Origin of the sequence: Scytonema sp. PRP1 (assembly GCF_036697665.2) — a bacterium.
GTDB lineage: Bacteria > Cyanobacteriota > Cyanobacteriia > Cyanobacteriales > Nostocaceae > Kalymmatonema > Kalymmatonema gypsitolerans.
Map to the genome: position 1 here is coordinate 185,076 of NZ_JBAHYJ020000096.1, position 19,732 is coordinate 204,807.

Here is a 19,732-nt window from a genome sequence, read left to right on the forward strand (position 1 = left end):
ACCCAGGCTGTCTGTTGTGTAGGGAAATTATCTAAGCTTGGGTTTAGACAACTTGCCACCAACCGAAGGCTGGACCAATGAAACGAACTGTCACCCAAGCTACAACCAACCCGCCAATACCAACCCAGGTCAGACGGGTTGACAATTCTACAAGTTTTTCTGCTTGGGTTTTGGTAATAGGAACCCATGGCAAGATGCGAGTTGTATCTTGACCGTATTTTTCTCCCAATGTGGCTTTACGACGCTTTGCTTCACCCATAGTGTTAAAAATGAATCTCTGCTAAGGGTGATGATAGCGCTTGGTTGGAAGCGAGTGCTAGAAAATATGCAAAACTCAAAATTGTGAATTCCTGGCTTGCGCAAGAAGGCAAGCAGGGAAGAACCTCAAGCGGAATCCTCTTCTGTTGCAGAGGAAAACAGATTGGGATCGAGGTAGTTAATGCGTGCCAAGGGACTGAGGGCAGCCAAAATTTGAGCACCGTAGCTACGGTTAATCACACGGTTATCAAGCAAAGCAACGATCCCTTTACTTTCTCGCAATGGGGCTACAGCCCGTTGCAATTCATTCAAAGCAGTTGGCAACAAGTACAAACGGAACCAATCTTGATGCAAGCGCTTGTAGTGCGCCACTCGCCCTGCTACTACGGGATTTTCTAGAGATGGCAGAGGTAAAGTCGCGATCGCCAGAAGTTGGGGAGCAGGCAAAACCTTTTGATGCTCACGCCAAAATTCCCAACCGGTCACCAAAATCCCATTTCATCCAAACAAGTTTTTTCCACCTGCACCCGTGATCCAAACTCGGAGGCAAAGATTTGCCCCCACTTGAGCTTTCAGCGGCACATCTCCCACAAGGACAACTGTCAATCCTGATGCTGTAGCGCTGAGGCACACCAGTGTCATAAGTTTGTGAATAAATGCTGATTGAAACTCTGGAGTGTTGGGTAGGGGTAACTGGTAGGGTATATACAATTGAATCGCTTCTGTTTGGGTATCTGAGGAAAACTTTAGGCAGGTTAACTCATCTTCCAACCCTAAGCGATGACGGAACAGGGGAGCTTCAGTTTCCGGTTCTAAGGCACTGCCAACAAACACCACAGGCTGGCGCTGCCAAATTGGCGATAGTATTTCTCCTAATTCAATGGGAGCACAGTGCAAAGAAAATAATCCTTGACGACGGGCAATCGTTGTCCAAAGTAGGGATGAGGGGGATGGCGGGGATGAGGGGGATGGGGGGGATAAGGGAGAAATTTGGTTTCTGTGTTGAAATTGCTGCCAGAAGTTTTTCCAGCTATCAGGTAAGCTGGATATTTCTAAAGCCGAATACAGACGGGTCAAAATTTCTTCTTCTGCCAGAGAAATGAGATAACATTCGTAGGGATTTGCAGGGCGCTTGAACAGTTCGTGTGTGAGTTGCGCCCGTGCAGAGCGAATGACCTCAGCTATCGTTGGGCAAGCAAGCATAAGTTGATCCCAATCATGTGCTTCCAAGCTCATAGTCAGCTCTTGACGCACCCAGTCTTCTAAATCGTCCACTCCATCAATAATTGTGGGAATGCCACTCGGGAAATGCTCACAAGAACTCAGCTGCGCTTTTAACCAAGCTTGGGGAGAGACTAGGAGCAGTCCTTGGAATTCACCACCAGGCCAAGCGTCACCTGTTCTAATTGGTTTATTAACTTGTAGCCACTGCTGTAGGCGGGGTATTTCCACTTTCGCAAGTCGTTGCTGTACGGTTTGTGGGGCAACAATAATCACAGGACCGTGCCACATCAACGCCGAGGCAACAAAGCTGGTACGATACCGCCCTTGATAGCCGCAAGCCGCCCCGACTTGAATCAGGGCGCTACGTCCTAGCCGCAAGGCGCGAGCTACCAACCGTGCCATCGTCAAATGATGTGGCCACGAAGGGAAACCCGCCTGCGATCGCAGGAAGTTATGTAGTGACAAATGAACTTCTGCTTCAATCACACGCTTTTAATCCCATACAAAGTGATTTTTTAGTTGCTTTTAGCCCCATTACTATTATGTTGTTACTTTCAGGAGTGAGTTGTGATGTGTTAGTTGTTGGTTGTTATATTAACTACTAACTACTAACTCCTAACTCCTAACTAGTAACCAAATACCCCTAATTATGCCAACTTACAAAGGAATCTCCAGCGAAGCCTTCAGGCATCCTCTGGATCGCCAAGCAGAACTTGCCTTACGCAGTTTACCCGGATTTGATTTTGTCGCCCGTAAATTTGTGGAATTTTTCGTAGAACGCCCTCAGTTAATTTATTTAATGGGCAACACCATCCAAGTCGGGCCACGCCAATATTCCACTATTTACCAGATGTTTCGGGAATGTGTGCGGGATTTGGATATTTATCCAGAACCTGCACTATTTGTTGAGCAAAATCCCCTAGCAAATAGCTATGCGCTGGGGCAAGAGCATCCTTATATAGTCATAAATACAGGGGTATTGGACTTGCTAAACGAAGCCGAAATTAGGGCGGTGCTAGCCCATGAGCTGGGGCATATTAAATGTGGTCATACTATTTTAATTCAAATGGCGATATGGGCAATGAGTGCTGCTTCTGCGATCGGGGATCTAACCTTCGGCATAGGTAATTTTGTCACTCAAGGTTTAATTTACGCTTTTTATGAATGGCGGCGTAAAGCCGAGTTATCAGCAGACCGCGCCGCGTTGTTGGTGATGGATGACTTAAACCCCGTGATGACTTCTATGATGAAAGTCTCGGGAGGTAGTATCAAATATGCCAACGAATGCAGTTTACAAGAGTTTATCCGTCAGTCAGAAGAGTACCAGGCACTCGATGCAGATGGGCTCAATCAAATATACAAATTCTTAATTTACAACGGCGGTCGTGGCACGATGCTCAGTCATCCTTTCGCCGTGGAACGTATACACTACCTGCGGCAGTGGGCAGAATCAGAAGAATATCAGCAAATCAAGAGAGGAAATTATCAGCGAGCAACCGCTGCGGGAGCAGTCAATGTAGAAGCGCAGACTGCCCAAAATCAAGAAGTGGAAACTTTGCGCCGCCAAATTGAAGAATTGCAAAAGGAAATGGATCGCATTAAAAGGTCTAAGTCAGAGTAGGGTTAGGTAAATTATCCTCAATTGTGGGGTGGGCAGGAAAGCCCGCCCTGAATACAAAGGACGGGTGGGGACACCCATCCCACAAGAAAATTTGGGATATTTTTTTATTTGGAAGTCCCTAAGAAGTAGATTTTTCCAGATAGCCTGAAAAGTCACCAACAGGACTTATATCATGTGCGGCTAATTAGTTATGATTCCCACGTTGACTGCACCCCACACGCCAGTCGCCTCTGTCGGGAAAGCCGTCATTCGCGCTGGCTCCCCTTTATCCCCTCCCCTCCGGGTATGCCTAGTACATGACGGCGGAAATAAAGCTACCATTACAAATCAGCAAAAGAGTTACGGTATAAGTCTTTTGACTTTTGGCTTTTGACTTTTGACTTCCGCCCTGCGGTACTAGTGGGTACGGCCACGGCTATCGCCTGTACCGTGCGTCCTCCGGAGGAGGCACGGCACGCCAAGGGCGAACGCCAGTTGCCTGCTGTCGGGAAACAAGGACTGCAGCACTGGTCTCACCGCAAGCGGGGAACTCGGGTCCCCTCTGGGGATTAGGGGCAGGGAGCCTAAGCGCAGATGATTGCGGGGTGGGGTTCTTCAGGAATGATAAGTAATCAACCGAACCTGATATTACGTATGCATTATGAAGAAAGGAAGCGCAATTACAAGTTTTAGGGGCTTGCAATTCAAAAAATCTCCAATTTGTAGTCATGCACCGAATATTGGTGGGTTACGGTGCTGCGGCAAGTCCTGTATGTAAAAGACCAACTGTCCAGCGCCTAACCCACCCTACATAATGGATAATTTATTTTTGGTACTTCATATTGCGGTACGAATTTATGAAATCCAGTACTTGGTAGCTAAACAACCAAAAATAATACGGATTGATGCAGGAAATCCCCAAGATTATGCAGTAGGCGCAAAGTGAAAATCTGCTATCAGTGGCAGTTCCAAAAGCGGTTTCTCGGATAACCTTTTGGAAAAGAACAAAATTTCTAGATTTTCAATTTCACCTGTAGTAGGGTTGAGACGAGCAATCACACCATACTCAATTTCTGCTGGTTCTTGCTCTGGGTATGGAGGAAGCTTGTTGATGTACAGGGTGTCAGCAGAGCGATCGTATTCAAACTGTAATTTTGCGTGCATAAAATTTCTCTTGCTGCATTTTCTTGGTGATGTCAGCTGCCTTGAGCTTATGTTGCTGTTTATAGCAGTTGGCACTAACGTAACTTTGTACGCTCTACAACAGTCAACCTGCTTTGTGATGATAAAATCTCAAAAATCAACAGGCGCGGTGATTCGCCTGTAAGCTCGTTTGCTGTCGAATATAAGAGCGAAAATGAAAAGAGTTAGAATTGAGCATTGAGAATTCAGCTTCAGAATTTGAATCTCCGTCTGAAAAGACGCAAAGAGGTCAAATACAATAATGAAGTCTTGCCCTATTTAGTTCGTCAATCATGTCGGAAGAAGATATTCGTGCTACGCGGCTGGAAAAAGTAGAACAGCTGAGGCAACTAGGGATGAACCCTTATGCCTATCATTGGGAATCAACCCATCACGCCGCTGAATTACAGGAAAAATTTGCCGATTGCAAGAGCGGTGAAGAAGTTGATCTGGAAGTCACTGTGGCTGGGCGCGTTATGGCGCGTCGCGTTTTCGGTAAACTGGCTTTCTTCACTTTGGAAGATGAAACCGGCACAATTCAGCTTTATTTAGAGAAAAACCGCATTCAAGAAAGCATGGCAGATGTTGATGCTGATGCTTTCAACCACTTGAAGCAACTTACAGATGTCGGCGACATCTTGGGAGCTAAGGGGACAATCAAACGGACTGAAAAGGGCGAGCTATCTGTCTTTGTAAAAAAATACACTATTTTAACTAAATCCCTGTTGCCCTTACCTGATAAATGGCATGGGTTGACGGATGTTGCTAAGCGGTACCGTCAGCGTTACGTTGACTTGATAGTAAACCCTGAAGTCCGGCAAACTTTCCGGCGTCGCGCTCTCATTACGGCTGGTATTCGTCGGTATTTGGAACAACGTGATTTTATTGAAATTGAAACTCCTGTTTTACAAGGAGAAGCGGGGGGTGCAGATGCGCGTCCGTTCATCACGTACCACAACACTTTGGAGATGGAGTTGTATCTGCGAATTGCGACAGAACTCCATCTCAAGCGTTTGATTGTAGGTGGGTTTGAAAAGGTGTTTGAATTGGGACGGATTTTCCGCAATGAGGGAATTTCCACCCGTCACAACCCCGAATTTACCACAATTGAAGTTTACCAAGCTTATGCCGATTACAACGACATGATGGCGCTGACGGAGGGCATTATTACCACTGTCGCTCAAGAAGTTCTCGGCACGCTGCAAATTACGTACCAAGGCACACCAGTGGATTTGACTCCCCCTTGGCGACGTGTGACAATGCACGATTTGGTGAAGGAATACACAGGTTTGGATTTCAACTCGTTCCAAACTTTAGAAGAGGCAAAAGCAGCGAGTAAAAATGCTGGTTTGGAAGGTGTAGAAGATTGCCCTTCAATTGGTAAGCTGCTGAATGAAGCGTTTGAGCAAAAGGTGGAGGAAAAGTTAATTCAGCCGATCTTTGTGATCGACTACCCAGTAGAAATCTCACCACTGGCAAAACCCCACCGTTCCAAGCCTGGTATAGTGGAACGATTCGAGTTATTTGTCGTTGGGCGGGAAACTGCCAACAGCTTCTCAGAGTTGACTGATCCTATCGACCAGCGTCAACGTTTGGAAGCACAAGCCGCCCGCAAAGCTGCTGGTGATTTGGAAGCGCAAGGGGTAGATGAGGATTTCTTGACGGCGTTGGAATATGGAATGCCTCCCACTGGCGGTTTAGGCATTGGAATTGACAGGTTGGTGATGTTGTTAACAGACTGTGCGAGTATTCGCGATGCGATCGCATTCCCATTACTCAAACCTGAAAAATCCGAATCATCCCCAGAATCAGCTACATAGCTATACGGTGCGTTAGGCTTTGCCGTGACGCACCTTCAAAACATCGGTTGATTGGTTTTGTTGTTGCTATTTCTAAATTCAGTGTTCTGGCGTTGCATACACCACAGCTAGGGGCACTTAGCCTTGCTGTGCCCCTACAAACGCCTGTATGGCACTTATACCAAGTTGCGTTCATGCATACCTTGTCTGGGTTGTCCCAACAACTGCCTGATATGTTTGAACGCAACTCCGTATCTATTGAATACGGCAATATATATGTATTTATCGCAACTTTAATAATACTTAGGCTTTACAGTTTTAACATCAAATCTCTACAAAATTTGATAGTAGCTTACATGAAATTTATAAAAGCCGCTCTTTCAAGGCATTAGTATAATTACGTAAGTTTAAATTAATCACACGGGGTGTCAGCGTAATACTACCAATTTGATTGGTTGCTGTCTTTTGGGTGCAAAGACGGATAAACCCATGATTTGTGATTAAACAAAAAACTTGTTACCACCAGTGCAAGGAGGGCTTGTGGATTTAACAAGCCCTTGAGTTCACTGTGCCAATTTTCATACTTGCCTAACGTTAGGTTTGGCAAGCGTTTCAAGCTAAGAATCAAAAATTTACAAAAGAGGATTGTATGAAGCGACACTCAGGGCTTATCAACCGAATTTTGCTACTGGCTACTCCGGTAATGGCAAGCTCTATGTTAGTAGCGTTACCCAGTCAGGCTGCTACTTTTGGATCTTCTGAGGCAACATTTAATATTGAGAACTTTAATCGCAATCCATTGGGTATTAGGACTATTACTGATACTGTGACTAACGCGATTAGTACAGATGGTCAAGTTAATGCTAATGCCGATGCCAATGCCAATTTTGAAGTCGATCCAAACCCTGCCTTGACATTTGCCTCCAATTCATCTATTAGCAAAGCTCAAGGTCAGGGTGTTAGCTATATTGGAGAGGGGCAAAGCTTTGCAGGGGTTATCGGTTACGACTTTTTAGTACAACCTGGCGAAACATTTTCTTTTGATTTCAATGGGTTATTGGATCTCAAAACATCCATTGACAATCCAACAGCGGAAAATGCTACTGCTAATGGACTCCTAAAATTTGATTTATACGACAGCGAAAGTAACAGCCTTTTAGACTCTTTTACCATTGCCGGAAATTTAGCGACTCCAGGTAACAATGATGCTCTTGAACTTAAACAGAGCAGTAGCATCACCCTAGATCCTGCTCAGTCTTCCTACAATACATCTTTTGGCGGAACGCAAGAAATTGCTCAAGCTGATGTCAAGGGTAAGTATTCCCGTACTTTTGATAAGTCAACTTATCTGACTCTAGTTGAAACTAAAACGAATCAAGTAAGAGTTCAAGCACCCGAGCCATCAACAGTCCTTAGTTTACTCTTTGGTTGTGGGATACTTGGCATGACTGGGAAACGCAAACGCAAAGCAGCTATTTCAGGCTGCTGATTGGTAAGCCAGGAAAACGCTGAGACTTGAAGACAGGTTGCTTCCTTAGCGCTTCATTTTCCATAGACAAAAATCGACAACCCTACACTGGGCTATCACAAAATTACTCAAAATTGCCAGCCTTGTCGTCAGCGCCTTCTAGCTCCTGCTTGTTGTCAATAAAGCTATTTTATTGAAAGGCGCTGACGATCGCCTCACAAGGGATGCGCTCGCCGCCAAACCCATAACTGGTAAAGGCTTGGTTCTTAGAGCTTTCCAAAGGTCCAGGGGCGTCTACTCGTAAGACTCAATATCTGGGTGTATTTTTGCCCTTGGGTTTGCCCAAGGGCAATTGCGATCGCCGTCAAAGTATTTGGATCTGTTAAACGCCTTTAACTCCAATCTTGCATCGCTACCAAAAACCGGGTTGCTTGCAATTCCTTAAAAGCAGAAACCCGGTTTTTAAAGTCCTGTTGAGAATGGTGCAAGATGTAAATTTAACTTAATTGATTGCGAAACTTGCTAAGACTAATAGTTAATAACACAACAGCAATACTAAGCAATGCCAAAATATGCATCCACAACACATCTAAACCAACCCCTTTAAGTAAAATGCCTCGAACAATGGCAATGTAATGACGTAAGGGATTGAGTAGAGACAGGACTTGAAAAAAGGGGGGCATAGCTTCGATAGGGGCAAGCACTCCAGAAGTCTGCAATATCGGCATATTGACGAAAAATGACATGAGTACCACCTGTTGTTGCGAGCTTGAAAACATCGCCAACATAATACCTATACTAATCCCAACAAGCAAATATATAATCGACAGTCCAAAAAATAGTAGAAAATTTCCACGTAACGGTAAACCAAAGACCAATTGTCCTAAAGCCAAAGCTAGCAGAATATCTCCCATGAGCAAAAACGCTAAAGGCAAAATTTTGGCAAGCAAAATTTCCCAGTTTGCCGCTGGTGTCATGAGTAATTGCTCCAAAGTTCCGCTATCCTTCTCCCGCACAACAGTGACTGCTGAAACTAATGTTCCAACCAGCGTTAACACTAAACCCATGACTCCCGGCACAAAAAACCAGCTACTTATTAGTCCTGGATTATAGAGAAACACCACTTGGGGTGATACTGGAGGATTAAGCTGGGTTTGCCCAAAGTTACGATTATAATTTTGAATAATCTGAGTCATGTAGCCACTCGCAATGCCTGCTGCGTTTGCATCCACTCCATCAATGAATACTTGAATCTCAGCTTCTTTTTTTGCCAGCTTTTTGGGGAATTCTGGTGGAATGATCACCCCCAGATTCAGTTTGCCTTCTTCTACTTGACGGCTCAAGTCTTTCTCAGTTGTTGGTACAGATTCTATGGTAAAAATGCCATTAGAAGTCATTGCCTGAAGCAGTTCCCGACTAGCACTTACATTCGCATAATCAATAACACCCAATTTCAAATTATGTACATCCGGATTAAGCGCAAATCCATAAAGCAATAATTGCATCGTTGGTGGCACAATCAGCAGAATTATTAACTGCTTATCTCGCAAAATTTGATTGATTTCTTTGCGAAGTAATGCCCAAAATGAACTATTAAAGAGTCGTACCAAAAAAAACATATTGGTTAGTAGTTCGTAGTTAGTGGTTAGTAAAACAATCAGGAACTAACAATTAGCAACTAACAGTTTAAGAAGGCAATTGCATCCGACTTAAAACACTACGCGTTATATTAAAAAACACCAATCCAAAAACAATTAGCATGACTAAATCAAACCAAACTCCTGCCCATCCCGTACCCCGTACAAATGCATCACGAGTGATATCTATGAAATAGCGGGCGGGAACTATGTTAGGCATAATTGACAGGGGAAAGGGAATGTTGCTAAGCGGATAAATAAAACCAGACAGTAATAGGGAGGTAACAAAACCGATAACAGAGACGCTTTGTACAGCAGCATTTTGGTTACTGCTTCGTACCCCAAATAGCAAACCAAACAAAACACTGTCTGTGAGAAAAAGGAAGGTTCCTAGTAATAAGGTGGTAGAATCGCCTACTAAGCGAACCTGGAAAATTAGCGACCCTAGCCCCATGACTACGAATGCTTGAAGGATAGCTATCAGCAGGTAAGCCAGTCCTTTACCAAGTAATAGTTCAGTTGCACTTATACTAGAAGCGTAAACTTGTAATATGGTGCCTTTCTCCTTTTCCCTCACCATTGAGATCGCTGTCAGTAAAGACGGAAAAATCCACAAGACCACAGCATAAACTCCCGGTACAATATACAGGGACTCTAACCGACCGGGGTTAAACCATAAACGAATTCGAGGTGTGACGCTGCTCTTAAATGTCATGAGTCCTTGCTCTTGCATAAAAAAATTCGTCACTCTTTGAATGCTGTTTTTTATGACACGAGCATTATTGACATCCGTAGCATCAATCAGTACTTGCACCGTAGCATTTCTACCAGCTTGCACATCTCGGCTGAATTGAGGAGGGATAATGACTGCTACCTTAGCAATGCCACGGTCGATCGCATCCCGCACCGGATCGTCTCCTAACCATTGGGTGGGCATAAACTGATTTGTGGCATATAGTCGCTCAATATAGCTACTGCTAATGTTTGTACGGTTAAAATCTTGCACGATTAACGGAATATTTTTACTTTCTAAGCGAATCGCAAACCCAAAAATGAGTAACGTCATAAATGGCAGTAGAAATGCCAACGCTAATGTCAGGCGATCGCGGTGAAACTGTACTAGTTCTTTGGTAAACTGAGCAAAAATCCGTTTCATAAATATAAACAAATATAAAAAAATATAAAAAAATATAAAAAAATTCTAGTTTTGCGCTCGTTGTACTATACCGATGAAAGCGTCTTCTAGGGAGAAAGAAATGGGGCGGACACGGTAAATGGTGATTTTGGCAGATTCTATAAGCTTTAGTAGTCGAGGAAGTTCTTGCTCGGGTTCGTCAAGGACAACGTGTAAGCTATCGGCAAAAATGGAGACACGCCAAGGGTCAAGGTGTTGTTTGAGCAGATCGGCAGCAGCTTGGTTTTGGTTGACAATAATCTCCATGAGTTGTCCTGGTTGACTGGCTTTAATCGAACTCGGAGAACCGGAAATGACGGTTTCTCCCGCAACCATAAAACTCATGCGGTTACACTGTTCAGCTTCTTCAAGGTAGTGGGTGGTCACCAAAATAGCCGTACCGTTGCGGGCAAAGTCATTAATCAGCTTCCAAAACTGGCGGCGTGCAAGCGGATCTACTCCTGATGTTGGCTCATCAAGGAATAAAATATTTGGTTCGTGCATTACCGAAGCACCAAAAGCAACTCGCTGCTTCCAACCACCCGGTAGCTGCCCGGTAAGCATATTTTCCTGTCCCTCTAACCCACAAATGGCAATCACCCAATCAATTTTCTCCCGGCGTAGCTTGCGAGGTACACCATAAACACCACTATAAAACTCCAGATTTTGCAAAATGGTTAGGTCATCGTAAAGGGTGAATTTCTGGCTCATGTAGCCAATACGCCGCCGCAAGTCAGCACTACGAAGATTGCTTGTTTCGCCCCCAAGGGAAATGACACCACCACTGGCTTTAAGCAATCCACACAACATTTTGATTGTGGTGGTTTTGCCAGATCCATTGGCACCTAAAAGTCCGAAGATTTCGCCGTAGCCCACCTCAAGGTTGACGCTTTTGACTGCTTGAAAATTGCCAAAAAAGCGGTTGAGGTTGTGAGCGTAGATGGCAATGGATGAGGAACTAGGGTTAGTTTCCCTATCGCCTTCTGTTACGGTTAACCTGTAGTTCTCCACTTTCCATTGCTTGCTTGTTGCCTTAGCTCTTGGAAATGGAAAAAATTGCCTTGCTAACCCCTGTTGCCGTAAATGGGTAACGAAGACGTTTTCTAATGTGGGGCTGCTACACTCAATACTAAAGTATGATAATTGTTCCTGTTGCAGCAGTTCATGCACCTGTGTACGACCATTAGTCACATCCTTGACAAGGACATCAAGGCGATCGCCAAATGTTTGTACATCCACAATGTTTGCTTGTTGGGTCTGTAATAGGACTTGCTCGGCTAATTGCAGGTTTGACGTACGAACTTCTAGGCGATGTAAGGCTAAACTGGAGCGTAAGGAAGTGGGAGTACCAATCTTTTGAATTTGACCTTCATACATCAAAGCTACACGATGGCAGCGCTCTGCTTCATCCAAGTAGGGTGTAGCAACGACGATAGTCATACCTTCTGCTGATAGTTGGGCTAGCACATCCCAGAACTCTCGCCGTGAAACCGGGTCAACACCTGTGGTGGGTTCATCCAGTAACAAGACTTGGGGCTGTGAAATTAAAACACAGCAAAGTGCTAGTTTTTGTTTCATACCGCCTGAGAGTTGTCCAGCCTGCCTTTGGGCAAACTGCTCCAGGTTCATCAAGCGTAGCAATTGATTGCGACGTGTCCAAAACAAATCATCCGGCACTTGCCGCAAGCCTGCTGCATAACGTAAATTTTCATTAATATTGAGATCCAAGTACAGAGAAAACTGCTGCGTCAGATATCCCGTCATAGCGCGAGCATCCCGTGCAAGCTGACCAAATACCTGCACTTCTCCCGCTGTGGGTTCCATCACCCCACCTAGAATGTGAAACGTTGTGGTTTTCCCTGCACCATCAGGACCAATCAGCCCAAACATCTCACCCTGCTGCACTGTCAAATCAATCCCCCGCACTGCGGCTAAACGACCATAGTGCTTGTGCAAGCCTCGAATATAGACAGCCTCAGCGGAGAGACTAAGGGTTTGAGGTAAAATTTGAGTGCCACTTGTGACTTTGTGGTTCATTGATATTACCCTTCACCCTTCAATAGAATTTCTGCATCAGCTGGCATCCCAATCTTGGCACAGGGTAAATCTACACCAACGTAGGGTTGTTGAGGGTTAAAGCAGCTCGCTGGGTTTTCAACACTCATGCGAATACCGACGACTTGCTTGACCCTATCCTTCTGAAAATAGATATTCTCAGGTGTAAACGAGGCTTGCGGATCGATGGCAATCACTTTACCTTTGAGGGGTTTGTTAGGCGCAGAATCTAACAAGATTTTAGCTACCTGTCCTTGGCGCACTTTGCCAATATCCCCTTCAGGAATAAAACCTCTCAAATAAATCGTATGGGGGTCAATCACCGTCAGAATTTTCGTTTGACTATCCACCACTGCACCTGGTTCTACACTGCGGACAGTTACCACACCGTCTAGAGGACTGACAACATTCAGGTCTTTCTTGGAATCTTCAATTTGGATCATGATTTGTTGCTTTGAAGCCAAGGCACCTTTAACCTTTGCCTGAGCAGATTTCACTCGCGCCAAAGCAGATTTCATTTGAGCATAGGTTTGAGCACGCTTTCTCTTTAACGCTTCTAACTGCGCATTCCTAATACCAGGGTTGAAACCCGTTGATTGCGCTTGGACAAGTCCCGCTTGGGCAGCGCTTAACTGCTCAGAACTAGCATTTACTGCTGCCTGTCGTGCCTGTAAAGTTGCTATTGCAGTATCGAAGGTAGTTTGTGTTTGGTCAAATTGCTGTTGGTTAATTGCTCCATCATTGAGCAATGTAGCGTAGCGATCGCGATTTATTTTAGCTAGTTTGACTTCCGCTGCTGCCTGTTTGAGTACTGCCTGTGCTTGCACCAGTTGTGCCCTAGCTGCCGCAGCGTTAGATCGTGCTTGATTAATCCGACCTACCGCATCACCTCGGGACTGCTCTAAATTAAGTTGTGCTTCAAGAATTTGGCTGTTGACTTGTTCTATTTCACCTTGTACCCGCTCTACATCTGAACGAGCCTCTTGTTCATCAGATTGAGCAGAGGCAACCTGTGCCTGTGCAGATTGCAGTTGTCCTTGCAGCAGTTGGTCGTTGCTGTTATCTAACTCAATTAACTTTTGACCCTTTTTAACCGCTGCCCCTTCGCGTACTGCAATCGACTCAATTCGTCCCGAATGCTTTACGCTAATCTCAGTCTCATAACCTTCAATCCGTCCACTTACCTTGAGTATATCTGCTCTAGATTGCGGCTGTAAGCTCCAAAATACATAACCAACACCAGCTAAAATCGTCACCGTTGCCAACATCAAAGGAACCGCTTTGGTACGATGCTGCTTTGTTGGTAGCAGTGGAGCAGGAATACTTTCTGTATATTTCGGGGCAGTCTGAGTCATACTATTACCCTTGATTACTAATTTATGGATTGGATTCCCGTCTTGCAGCAAGCCTTAAACGAAAGTTTGGGCTTTATAGAGACGCGAAATTATCCCTAATTAATACAACACAATCTGTGTTGCCAACAGAGCAAACATAAATATAAAATCAACTGCCGAACCAACTAGAGAACCAAAAATCTTTGTAGGTAAAGCATTGCCAAAAAACATTACCAGTGTTCCCACAAACATCCAGGGCCATTGGATTTCACGCCAAATGTAGAATCCCGCCACACCAACTAACAAGGCGATTAAAATTGTCAAAATTGGCACTTGACTCTTTTTAGGTTTATATCGCAAACTGCCAGCAAAAGTTATTGGTGCTAGTTCCAACTGCTTACAATTAGTCACCAATCCCAATCCAATCAAACCAAATGCGATCGTCCAGCAACCAGAGAACACAATCGGTTGACTTGCCCACACCACACCAGCAGCACTGGCTAGTTTAACAGCCACTACTACCAATAATGGAATTAATAAATCATGTAATAAGAAGCGCAGACGATTAAGTAATTTTAGGCAAACACCTTCATTAATCAAACGACCTAGCGAAATGATGAGATTGTCATAGGTCATTCCAGCTACTACTAACATCAGCAACAATATGTTGGCATGGTGTGAGTGTTGCCATAAACTAATGCTCCATGTAGCTAAGACCAAATTAGCTACCGTATAGAGTGGATATAAGATAGCCCCCATAATTCAATTCCTGGTATTTTTACAAAACCAAAGCTCAGCTTGCAACGCTAACTTCTCTATCTTCTTATTAGGTTCAGCAAAATCAACTGATGCACCTAACAAGGTAGATGTGAACTAATGATTATTCTGTTGAAAAAGCATTTTTTTTACTTTATCATCACCTAACTTCCAATCTTGTAAAGAAATAAGTATTTTTTATTTTTAGATGACTATATAAGAAATTCATTCCAATCTTGAATTATCATCAAAAACCGGATTTAATGCGATTCATTTAACCTAAAACCCTGACTTTTTTGTTCAAAAACCTAATTTTTCAGGTCAGGATGAAAATGGTACAAGATGTGAGCCGGACTAGGACAAACGCATCTAAATAAAAATGTCAAAGCTTTGACTGAAATGAACATACACTTGCATCGCGTCATTAGCGACATTACAAGCACGACGTAAAAAAATGAAGGGCTAGAGCCAACTCTTAACTCCAGCCCTAAATATGCAGTTTTAGGTAATGCCTAAAGTATTAAGTTGTCTAAGAGGGTGAAGTAAAAGCCTTGGTTTCTGTTCCAAACGTTACCAAGAAATTTCCTAGTGTACCACTAAGGTCACTGAAACTCTTTGTAGCGACACCGGTTGATCCACCATTAGAAAAACCTACGCCGACTCCTGAAGTTGATCCAACAGCTTGAATACCAGGTGTATCCCCACCATGAACAGCCTCCAAATCTGTAGCTGATACTTCTTCAAGCAAGCTAGATTGTAATTCAGCGATTTTGATATTAGCCATAATTTCCTCTTTGAGTTTTCTTGGTAGTACGTTGACGTATCTTATTTACTATCCTTCTAAAATTTTCCCTGATGATTTTTAAGAAGGGAAAGACTGTGAGAAAGCACCAGCAAAAAGAGAAGCAGTGACAGTTGGTGATTCAGCCCCTCCATTTAAGCTAGCAACTGATTGAGTACCGTTTTGAATGCTTCCCGGCCCAATAGTAACACCTGTGCTAAGAGAAGATCCAATTGTAGTAAATTGGAAATCACTACCTCCTCCATTAACTAACCGTAAATCGGCATCAGAGACTTTCTCAAATTGGCTTTTAGGCTGCAATTCAGCTATTTTTAACTTAGCCATAAATCCTTTCTATTCAAAAGATATTAATTGAAACTTGAACTGCGTTAGTTCAATAATTTAACTATAAACAATTTAGATAATTTTTCAATAGTTTTTTTCTTAATTTTTGTAAAAATAATTCTTTATATTTTTACTAAAAAACAACAATTTAGGTAGATTATAACGCTACCTAAATTGTTGTTTTATTTATTAATTATCAGAATACTTAATAGGAAAATTATAAACAGGTTCAAGGTAATCCATATTTGCAGGAATTATCTTGAACACCAGCATTTTTCACATTATTAATAATCTAAAAACACTTAAACATAAAGTGCCAATAAACCGAATTATTATCCTATTTGACTATACATTTGAAGTGTGTTTGCATTTGCAAACACACTCTAACGGTCAGAGCAGTTATGCTAAGTTTTACTGCTTGACTTGGGAAAAGCCATTTGAGGCTAACGTGGTGTTATTGTTCCTTGAATCAAAGTTCCACCATTTACCTGAACATTAGGAAAAGATCCTGTAATTGAAGCAAAACTGGCGTTATTAGCTTCTATGGCGTTACGTCCGGTATAGTCGGCAATAAGTAACGTTCCAGTTGTAGATAATAAAATTACACCACCATCGCCTCCAACTAAGCTTTTAGCTCTCATATCATTTAGAGACTCTAAATAACTCTGCTGGTAGTCCAAATCACGAATTTCCACTATATTCTCCTTTGGTTTACGTCCTATTTAGGATTTTTATCTGAGTACAATCTACTGATTAAAACCATGAGCTTTGTCGTGGCTTCTAGGTCATAGATTTTGAACTAAGTGGTCTTTATGGAGATCGCCCATAAAGGCTACTTAAAATGTGGTTACACAAGCTTTAGGAGGCTGTTGCAGATGTAGAGGAAAAGAGACCAATAAATCCATCAACAGCAGCAGCACCAGCAGAAGCGGCACTAGCGCTACCACCAGTAACTACAATATTGGCACTAGTCAAACCAGTGGTAATAACTGAGAAGTTTGAATCAAAACCGATACTGTTAGCAGCATCAAACTAACCTTTAAGCCAACTTCAAGACTTCCTCCTTGTACTTGGCTAAAATCGGAGACTTTACTTTCACAAAAGCTGAGATGCTTCGGTTACACAAATCAAGCCTGCAGAGGCAGACTTCGTTTGTGTAGCTGAGAAATTTATTCCCTTGGTGCTATTGATGCAAGAAGCCTATTGAATTAAAACCTGCTTACACAAGCTTTAGACTGTAGCTTGAGCTTGTGTAAAGGTAGAGGCAAAATTAGTTCCATCAGAAGTAGCACCAGATATTGCACCAGCTGTTGCGCCAGCAGTACCACCAGAAATACTAGCTACTATGTCGGCGTTGGGGCTGGTGGGGCTACCAATAATGGACCAGAATGCAGAATTGCGCGTAGAATTAGCAGCTTGAAAGCTGGCTGAAAAAGAGGCTACGGCTCCCCCTTGCACTTGATTACTATCAGCAAGTGCGCTTTCACAAAAGCTGAGGTCATGAATTGTTAACTGACTCATTGTGCTCCCCCATTGGAATAGTAGGTCGCCGAAAGCTTTTTAACAGCTTTCAGCGATTTTTCTAGCCTGAATTAGGCTGATTGGCAAAGTTCTGCCTACGCTGCACCTGCTCGCGAGCTAGAGCCTGAGGAAGCACTATTACGTGTTCTGAAGGAGAAGAAGTCAAAGAACTCACTAGCACTGGCAAAAGTGTTAGTAGATGTGCCGGCAAAGTTATCACCAGAAGCGAATGCATTAGCATCTGCAGTAGCAGTTGCTATTCCACCTACTACGCTATTTTCTTCAGCAGCAACTTCCATGTGAGAGATATCAGAAATAATCATGGTATTGTCCTGGGAATTACTTGTTGTTTCTCGTTTTGTCTTTGCAACCAAAGTTTGTTTTTTTGGTTTATACCAATTCTCCATGAAAATCAGCTTTCTGCGACCCCCCTGTAGCCCCCCTTGGTAAGGGGGGACGCCGTTCGCGTAGCGTGCCGAAGGCATAGGCGGGGGTAATTATTAAGCTCATCGTTACAAAGAATTGGTATTAGTTTTAAGGCTTAAAAAGCTATTGAATAGAACCACAGGCTTTATCGGGGCTTGTAGTCAATAGCTTTTTAATCAAAACTAGTTTACACAAGCTTTAGACTCTAGCTTGAACTTGTGTAAAGGTAGAGGCAAAATTAGTTCCATCAGAAGTAGCACCAGCTGTTGCACCTGCTGTTACGCCAGCAGTACCACCAGAAATACTAGCTACTATGTCGGCGTTGGGGCTGGTGGGGCTACCAATAATGGACCAGAATGCAGAATTGCGCGTAGAATTAGCAGTTTGAAAGCTTGTTGAAAAAGAGGCTACGGCTCCCCCTTGCACTTGATTACTATCAGCAAGTGCGCTTTCACAAAAGCTGAGGTCATGAATTATTAATTGACTCATTGTGCCCCCTATTGGAATACTAGACCGCCGAAAGCTTTTTAGCAGCTTTCAGCGATTTTTCTAGCCTGAATTACGCTGGTTGCCAAAGCTCTGCCTACGCTGCACCTGCGCTAGAGCTAGAGCTTGAGTTAGCACTAAAACGTGAGCTGAAGAAGGGGAACGTGGTAAAGAACTGACTAGCACTGGCTGAAGTGTTAGTAGATGAGCCGGCAAAGTTATCACCAGAAGCGAATGCATTAGCATCTGCAGTAGCAGTTGCTATTCCACCTACTACGCTCTTTTCTTCAGTAGCAACTTCGATGTGAGAGATATCAGAAATAATCATGGTCTTATCCTGGGAATTACTTGTTGTTTCTCGTTCTGTCTTTGCAACCAAACTTTTTGGGGTTACGTATATCACTATAACATTCTATTTTTAGAAAACCATATTTTTTATATTTAATTTATTTATTTTTGTTTTGCAATTTTGGGTAATCATGTCAGCTATTTTTATTATTTTAATAATAGTATCAATAAAAAAAATACAAATATTTAAGCTTTTTTTATAGTTAAAAAAGCCCAAATATTTATGCTTTAATTCCTAGCTTAAGGCTCACATAAAACTTTTTGAAACTATTTAAATATTCACACAAAATTCATATAATTAACCTCCTTTTCGTCAACAGGTTAGTAAAAATAAGGTTGAAAAATTCTTGATCCTCTAAATACAAAAATCCTTTTTAGCAATACTCAGCCTGACCTAATCAGTTATCAGTTATCCTTTTTTACAAAAAATGGTTGAATCTAACCCAATTTACTTTTATGTAAATCAACAAAACTTAAAATCTCCTAACATCATGGAGACTAACTGAAAACTGAACTTAAGCCTGCACCAACACATCCTCTGATGCTTGAGGATGAGTATCGGAATCAAGCAGAGTCAATATCTCCAGTGTTTCAAATTGTTGCTGTAGCCACCCAGAAAACAATTGTTGCTGGATTGCAGAGTGCAACTCCTCATCTAATTTGGGTTGAATGATTTCTTCAACCCAAATTAGATGGACTCCTTTTGGAGTCACAATTGGCTTGAGTATTTCTGGTGGACTGGCTGCAAATACCGCTGCAGCAATATCCGGTCGAAAATCGCTGCGCCGTCGGGTTCCTTGATATCCACCAGCACGACGGAGTTCTGGCTGTTGAATGTATTGGCGGGCGATTTCTTGGAAACTAATTTCCCCTTCTTGCAGCGCATAAAAAAGTTCCAATGCCAAGTCTCTATCTTCTAAGATGACCTCGTAAGTGACAGCAGCAATATAATCAAGTTGGTGTTCGTAAAAGAACTGTTCGACCTTATTAGCAAATAGATGGTGCGCCAACTTTTGAGAAAGTACGTTGTTGTGGGCTAATTCTTCAAAATCATCCAGAGACAGATGATGTTTTTTCAGCCATGTCCAGGTGTCTTGAGCTTTAACAAGTTTCTTAGCAACCCGCAGTTTATCTCCTTCTTGCTGTAGTTCTTCTGGTGTGACTGTAATACCTGCCTCTTGTGCTGCTTTAGTCATAATTTTTTGAAAAGCGATCGCCTGCACAACTCCAGGTATTTGGCACGAGAGTTTGATGTGATTAATAATGTCTTCACGGAAAATCGGCAAACCTTTTGACATGCGGCAATTCCTCCAAAGATTTTAGAGTTTGGATTTTTGA

19 protein-coding genes and 1 pseudogene are annotated in these 19,732 nt (G+C 43.0%); 4 read left to right on the plus strand and 16 right to left on the minus strand.

Going from position 1 to position 19,732, the window contains the following annotated elements; all coding sequences use genetic code 11:
• Positions 1-43: 43 nt before the first annotated feature.
• Positions 44-259: a DUF2839 domain-containing protein gene (locus V5G28_RS25760; protein WP_332995857.1), complete on the minus strand. Its 216-nt coding sequence runs from the start codon at positions 257-259 to the stop codon at positions 44-46.
• Positions 260-384: 125 nt separating this feature from the next.
• A pseudogene (locus V5G28_RS25765) lies at positions 385-1,968 on the minus strand (ATP-dependent DNA helicase).
• Positions 1,969-2,131: 163 nt separating this feature from the next.
• Here V5G28_RS25765 and V5G28_RS25770 point away from each other — a divergent pair.
• Both V5G28_RS25770 and V5G28_RS25775 read left to right on the plus strand, forming a co-directional pair.
• Complete coding sequence (locus V5G28_RS25770; protein WP_096568117.1) at positions 2,132-3,103, plus strand: M48 family metallopeptidase; 972 nt, start codon at positions 2,132-2,134, stop codon at positions 3,101-3,103.
• 190 nt (positions 3,104-3,293) lie between these two features.
• Complete coding sequence (locus V5G28_RS25775; protein ID WP_332995862.1) at positions 3,294-3,476, plus strand: hypothetical protein; 183 nt, start codon at positions 3,294-3,296, stop codon at positions 3,474-3,476.
• A gap of 530 nt (positions 3,477-4,006) precedes the next feature.
• On the opposite strand, the gene V5G28_RS25780 is transcribed toward V5G28_RS25775, so the two are convergent.
• On the minus strand, positions 4,007-4,246 hold the full coding sequence (locus V5G28_RS25780) for a DUF2283 domain-containing protein (protein ID WP_073627430.1): 240 nt from the start codon (positions 4,244-4,246) through the stop codon (positions 4,007-4,009).
• 311 nt (positions 4,247-4,557) lie between these two features.
• Here V5G28_RS25780 and lysS point away from each other — a divergent pair, with 311 nt between their 5' ends.
• Together lysS and V5G28_RS25790 are read left to right on the plus strand one after the other, a co-directional pair.
• Positions 4,558-6,084 carry a lysine--tRNA ligase gene (lysS, locus tag V5G28_RS25785; RefSeq protein ID WP_332995866.1) on the plus strand — a complete coding sequence of 509 codons (1,527 nt, stop codon included), beginning with the start codon at positions 4,558-4,560 and terminating at the stop codon, positions 6,082-6,084.
• 628 nt (positions 6,085-6,712) lie between these two features.
• Positions 6,713-7,552, plus strand: a complete 840-nt coding sequence (locus tag V5G28_RS25790; protein ID WP_332995868.1) for a PEP-CTERM sorting domain-containing protein — start codon at positions 6,713-6,715, stop codon at positions 7,550-7,552.
• 476 nt (positions 7,553-8,028) lie between these two features.
• Here the strand turns inward: V5G28_RS25790 and V5G28_RS25795 are convergent, their stop codons facing one another.
• The 13 genes from V5G28_RS25795 to V5G28_RS25855 form a co-directional block, all read right to left on the minus strand.
• Positions 8,029-9,150: an ABC transporter permease gene (locus tag V5G28_RS25795; RefSeq protein ID WP_332995870.1), complete on the minus strand. Its 1,122-nt coding sequence runs from the start codon at positions 9,148-9,150 to the stop codon at positions 8,029-8,031.
• 67 nt (positions 9,151-9,217) lie between these two features.
• Positions 9,218-10,324 (minus strand): ABC transporter permease, encoded by a 1,107-nt coding sequence (locus V5G28_RS25800; protein WP_332995872.1) that lies wholly within the window; start codon positions 10,322-10,324, stop codon positions 9,218-9,220.
• A 45-nt stretch (positions 10,325-10,369) separates the two neighbouring features.
• Positions 10,370-12,379 carry an ATP-binding cassette domain-containing protein gene (locus V5G28_RS25805; protein WP_332995875.1) on the minus strand — a complete coding sequence of 670 codons (2,010 nt, stop codon included), beginning with the start codon at positions 12,377-12,379 and terminating at the stop codon, positions 10,370-10,372.
• 5 nt (positions 12,380-12,384) lie between these two features.
• Positions 12,385-13,752 carry an HlyD family secretion protein gene (locus V5G28_RS25810; protein ID WP_332995877.1) on the minus strand — a complete coding sequence of 456 codons (1,368 nt, stop codon included), beginning with the start codon at positions 13,750-13,752 and terminating at the stop codon, positions 12,385-12,387.
• A 99-nt stretch (positions 13,753-13,851) separates the two neighbouring features.
• On the minus strand, positions 13,852-14,490 hold the full coding sequence (locus V5G28_RS25815) for a hypothetical protein (RefSeq protein WP_332995879.1): 639 nt from the start codon (positions 14,488-14,490) through the stop codon (positions 13,852-13,854).
• Positions 14,491-15,016: 526 nt separating this feature from the next.
• Positions 15,017-15,271 carry a hypothetical protein gene (locus V5G28_RS25820; protein WP_332995881.1) on the minus strand — a complete coding sequence of 85 codons (255 nt, stop codon included), beginning with the start codon at positions 15,269-15,271 and terminating at the stop codon, positions 15,017-15,019.
• Positions 15,272-15,349: 78 nt separating this feature from the next.
• Positions 15,350-15,613 (minus strand): hypothetical protein, encoded by a 264-nt coding sequence (locus V5G28_RS25825; RefSeq protein ID WP_332995883.1) that lies wholly within the window; start codon positions 15,611-15,613, stop codon positions 15,350-15,352.
• A 443-nt stretch (positions 15,614-16,056) separates the two neighbouring features.
• Positions 16,057-16,308 (minus strand): hypothetical protein, encoded by a 252-nt coding sequence (locus V5G28_RS25830; protein ID WP_096568144.1) that lies wholly within the window; start codon positions 16,306-16,308, stop codon positions 16,057-16,059.
• A gap of 535 nt (positions 16,309-16,843) precedes the next feature.
• Entirely contained in the window at positions 16,844-17,134 is a 291-nt protein-coding gene (locus V5G28_RS25835; protein WP_096568146.1) for a hypothetical protein, read from the minus strand.
• Positions 17,135-17,229: 95 nt separating this feature from the next.
• Entirely contained in the window at positions 17,230-17,457 is a 228-nt protein-coding gene (locus V5G28_RS25840; RefSeq protein WP_332995886.1) for a hypothetical protein, read from the minus strand.
• A gap of 301 nt (positions 17,458-17,758) precedes the next feature.
• Entirely contained in the window at positions 17,759-18,049 is a 291-nt protein-coding gene (locus V5G28_RS25845) for a hypothetical protein (RefSeq protein ID WP_332995888.1), read from the minus strand.
• A gap of 94 nt (positions 18,050-18,143) precedes the next feature.
• Positions 18,144-18,374, minus strand: a complete 231-nt coding sequence (locus tag V5G28_RS25850) for a hypothetical protein (protein WP_332995890.1) — start codon at positions 18,372-18,374, stop codon at positions 18,144-18,146.
• 535 nt (positions 18,375-18,909) lie between these two features.
• Positions 18,910-19,692 carry a peptidylprolyl isomerase gene (locus V5G28_RS25855; RefSeq protein ID WP_332995892.1) on the minus strand — a complete coding sequence of 261 codons (783 nt, stop codon included), beginning with the start codon at positions 19,690-19,692 and terminating at the stop codon, positions 18,910-18,912.
• Between the last annotated feature and the right edge of the window lie 40 nt (positions 19,693-19,732).

Excerpts from the sequence above, each read along its gene's own strand:
- V5G28_RS25795 (WP_332995870.1), bottom strand. The coding sequence starts at position 9,150 with ATGTTTTTTTTGGTACGACTCTTTAATAGTTCATTTTGGGCATTACTT.
- V5G28_RS25790 (WP_332995868.1), top strand. The coding sequence starts at position 6,713 with ATGAAGCGACACTCAGGGCTTATCAACCGAATTTTGCTACTGGCTACT.
- V5G28_RS25855 (WP_332995892.1), bottom strand. The coding sequence starts at position 19,692 with ATGTCAAAAGGTTTGCCGATTTTCCGTGAAGACATTATTAATCACATC.
- V5G28_RS25760 (WP_332995857.1), bottom strand. The coding sequence starts at position 259 with ATGGGTGAAGCAAAGCGTCGTAAAGCCACATTGGGAGAAAAATACGGT.
- V5G28_RS25780 (WP_073627430.1), bottom strand. The coding sequence starts at position 4,246 with ATGCACGCAAAATTACAGTTTGAATACGATCGCTCTGCTGACACCCTG.
- V5G28_RS25835 (WP_096568146.1), bottom strand. The coding sequence starts at position 17,134 with ATGAGTCAGTTAACAATTCATGACCTCAGCTTTTGTGAAAGCGCACTT.
- V5G28_RS25820 (WP_332995881.1), bottom strand. The coding sequence starts at position 15,271 with ATGGCTAATATCAAAATCGCTGAATTACAATCTAGCTTGCTTGAAGAA.
- V5G28_RS25800 (WP_332995872.1), bottom strand. The coding sequence starts at position 10,324 with ATGAAACGGATTTTTGCTCAGTTTACCAAAGAACTAGTACAGTTTCAC.
- V5G28_RS25825 (WP_332995883.1), bottom strand. The coding sequence starts at position 15,613 with ATGGCTAAGTTAAAAATAGCTGAATTGCAGCCTAAAAGCCAATTTGAG.
- V5G28_RS25775 (WP_332995862.1), top strand. The coding sequence starts at position 3,294 with ATGATTCCCACGTTGACTGCACCCCACACGCCAGTCGCCTCTGTCGGG.
- V5G28_RS25770 (WP_096568117.1), top strand. The coding sequence starts at position 2,132 with ATGCCAACTTACAAAGGAATCTCCAGCGAAGCCTTCAGGCATCCTCTG.
- V5G28_RS25850 (WP_332995890.1), bottom strand. The coding sequence starts at position 18,374 with ATGATTATTTCTGATATCTCTCACATCGAAGTTGCTACTGAAGAAAAG.
- V5G28_RS25845 (WP_332995888.1), bottom strand. The coding sequence starts at position 18,049 with ATGAGTCAATTAATAATTCATGACCTCAGCTTTTGTGAAAGCGCACTT.
- V5G28_RS25840 (WP_332995886.1), bottom strand. The coding sequence starts at position 17,457 with ATGATTATTTCTGATATCTCTCACATGGAAGTTGCTGCTGAAGAAAAT.
- V5G28_RS25805 (WP_332995875.1), bottom strand. The coding sequence starts at position 12,379 with ATGAACCACAAAGTCACAAGTGGCACTCAAATTTTACCTCAAACCCTT.
- lysS (WP_332995866.1), top strand. The coding sequence starts at position 4,558 with ATGTCGGAAGAAGATATTCGTGCTACGCGGCTGGAAAAAGTAGAACAG.
- V5G28_RS25815 (WP_332995879.1), bottom strand. The coding sequence starts at position 14,490 with ATGGGGGCTATCTTATATCCACTCTATACGGTAGCTAATTTGGTCTTA.
- V5G28_RS25810 (WP_332995877.1), bottom strand. The coding sequence starts at position 13,752 with ATGACTCAGACTGCCCCGAAATATACAGAAAGTATTCCTGCTCCACTG.